Origin of the sequence: Micromonospora sp. NPDC050795 (assembly GCF_044456785.1) — a bacterium.
In the GTDB taxonomy this organism is placed as follows: domain Bacteria; phylum Actinomycetota; class Actinomycetes; order Mycobacteriales; family Micromonosporaceae; genus Micromonospora.
In genome coordinates this window covers 1-2,455 of the sequence record NZ_JBITGE010000092.1, presented here as the reverse complement: position 1 = coordinate 2,455, position 2,455 = coordinate 1, and the positions used below count along the sequence as shown (strand labels likewise).

Sequence of the window (2,455 nt, the reverse complement as noted above, 5' to 3'; positions counted from 1 at the left end):
CGCTGCTGTCCACGCCGAGCCACCGCGATCGCGCAAGCCATCCTCGTCCTGCACCACGTCGAAGCGAACCGCTACGCAGGATGAAAATGGCTCAACGATGAGTACAGGCCTTCCCGCCGCAACAACGCGCCCTTACCCGCCTTGTCGAGCGACTCGTACTCCTCCGGGATCCGAGCCTTGTACGCGACCGAGTCGCTACGCGACCTCACCTTCGCCGGAACCTCCGGATCAGGCACCTCACTGTTCGAACCCACCGGTGGTGGTCTCCTCGCTCGCCCTCACCTCAACGTTTCAAGAGTAAATCTTGCCTCTCATAATCTTGGCATAGAGGGGTCCCCCTCGCCGCGACCGCGCCGAGGCCTCGCCGCGACCGCGCCGCGACCGCGCCGCGACCTCGCCGCGACCGCGCCGCGACCGCGCCGAGGCCTCGGCGCGATGAGCGGGCGCAGCTTCGGGCGTTCCCGGAGATCGGCCGGACGTACCGAGGTGTTATGTCGTGGCAGGTCGAGGGCTCCAGCGGTTGGAGTGGATTGCTGTTTGCAGGGAGCGGCGCTGTCTCCAGCCGTGCCGTTCGAGGTCAGGTACGGGTTGCAGGTGGGTGATGGGCCCAAGGCATAGCCAGGCGACGGGTCGGATGGGGGTGGGGATGTCGAGTAGTTTTTGCAGGAACTGTTCGCGGTAGAACGACACCCAGCCGACGCCGAAATGTTCGGCCGTGGCGGCTAGCCACAGGTTCTGGATGGCCAGGCACACGGAGTATAGGCCGGCGTCGGCGATGGTGTGCCGGCCCAGGACGGTGGGACCGCCACGGTCGGCGTCGTAGGTCACCACGATCGACAACGTGGACTCCAACACGCCGTCAATCTCGATGCGGGAGAACCGGTCTCTGGCCTCGGCATCGAGGCCGGCGGCGAAGGTGTCGCGTTCGGCCTGGACATGGCGGTGAAACGATTCCCGCAAACCGCGGTCGCGGATTACGATGAAGTCCCACGGCTGAGACAGCCCCACGCTGGGTGCCGCGTGAGCTGCCGTGAGGATGCGGTCAAGTGCATCGGCGGTGATGGGTTCGCCAGTGAACTGACTGCGAACGTCGCGGCGGCGGTGTATCACGTCATAGATGTCACTGATCATGGGAAGGCTCCCTCCGCGAGGTCGGCGGCAACGAAAATCGACCGGCAGTGAGAAGGGTGTCGCCCCGGCGGCCGAAGCGGCCGAGGCGTCCGGTTGATGAGGTGCGGCACCTGTTGCGGTGCTATTCGCCCAGAGGTGAGTTGGTTCTTAGCAGGAGTGTCTGCTTCCGTAGCCCACCAACAGCCAGTCTTTGACCCAGCCCTGCGCGCCGGTGGTGTTGTTCCGCAGGTGCGTCCAAGTGCCGCCCGCGCCCGAGCGCCAGCAGTGATAGGTCACAGTGTGGCTGCGGTATCCGAGCCCTACCGAGGTGCATCGCGTGGTCGGGCCGATGCGGATGTTGGTGCCGTCGGTGGTGAACCCGCCTCATTGTGAGTGAGACGTCCAGCCTGGTTGGGTGCAAGCAAGCAGGCGGACGCCGGAAGCGCCTTGCATCGTGGTCGGTGCCGCGCTGGAGGGCGCGGCAAAGACAGCGAACGAAAGTGACAGTACCGCTAGACCAGTAATGATTCGTCGCATTACCGCAACCTTCCGTAGATGTGGCTCTCACGCCTAAGCCTCAACCTGCCACCGATCACCGACCTATGAGTTAACTCAATGTATCGACAATCTTGCATTCGGCATAGACCGGGTGGGGATGCGCTCCTCGCTACAGTTCGGCGTTCGATAGGGCCCAGCCGTAGTAACCAGCGCGATCAACGGCAACACTGGTCAGGGCCGTACGGCTGGGCAGCGGCGTGTCTCAGCCGTGGGACGGCATCGTGCTCCAAGACCGGGGGTTGCGGGAATCGTTTGACCGCCACGTCCAGACCGAACACGACACCTCCGCCGCCGGCCTCGACGCGGTAGGCCGCACGCCCTGTCCGGAGCGACTCATATGCCGGTGCGGTCGGCCCGACGCTCGGCGGCGGTCGCGGCCGGCACGACAAGCTCGCCGGCGGAGTGCGCGGTGCTGGCGGCGTTGCGCACCGCGTCCGCCTCGGCTCCGGTGAGGTCGTGTTGGACACCGCCGTTGTGCAGCAGCCCGACGAGCTTGCCGGAGAGGCGGACGAACTGCTCACCGATCTGCGCGAGTCGTGACAGATGCGTCGCGCTCGGCGAAGTCCAGGCCAGTAGCGTTCGCTCCGGTTGGCCGGTGGCGGCCGTCGGGTCTGTCATGGATCCAAGGCTACGGGGCCAATGCGCCGGCCGATACCGGACACGAAGCCCAGATCACCATTCGCGTAGGTCTCGCTAAGGGACGTCTCGTAACTGGGTGAGGGCGTTGTCCGGGGCCGGCTCGGTGGTCAGCCGGTGAGGATGATGTTGTGGAGGTTGGCGATGCCGG

At 65.6% G+C, this 2,455-nt stretch carries 2 protein-coding genes and 1 pseudogene; 1 reads left to right on the top strand and 2 read right to left on the bottom strand.

Annotated elements, in window-relative coordinates:
* Positions 1-84: pseudogene (locus ACIBEF_RS32255) on the top strand (IS5/IS1182 family transposase); the annotation flags it as partial.
* 405 nt (positions 85-489) lie between these two features.
* Here the strand turns inward: ACIBEF_RS32255 and bluB are convergent.
* Together bluB and ACIBEF_RS32245 are read right to left on the bottom strand one after the other, a co-directional pair.
* A complete protein-coding gene (gene bluB, locus ACIBEF_RS32250) occupies positions 490-1,131 on the bottom strand; it encodes a 5,6-dimethylbenzimidazole synthase (RefSeq protein WP_396797203.1) in 642 nt (213 codons plus the stop codon).
* Positions 1,132-2,001: 870 nt separating this feature from the next.
* Entirely contained in the window at positions 2,002-2,286 is a 285-nt protein-coding gene (locus ACIBEF_RS32245) for a hypothetical protein (protein ID WP_396797202.1), read from the bottom strand.
* Between the last annotated feature and the right edge of the window lie 169 nt (positions 2,287-2,455).

What these genes read in the sequence shown, in the direction of transcription:
- ACIBEF_RS32245 (WP_396797202.1), bottom strand. Translation starts at nt 2,286, where the DNA reads ATGACAGACCCGACGGCCGCCACCGGCCAACCGGAGCGAACGCTACTG.
- bluB (WP_396797203.1), bottom strand. Translation starts at nt 1,131, where the DNA reads ATGATCAGTGACATCTATGACGTGATACACCGCCGCCGCGACGTTCGC.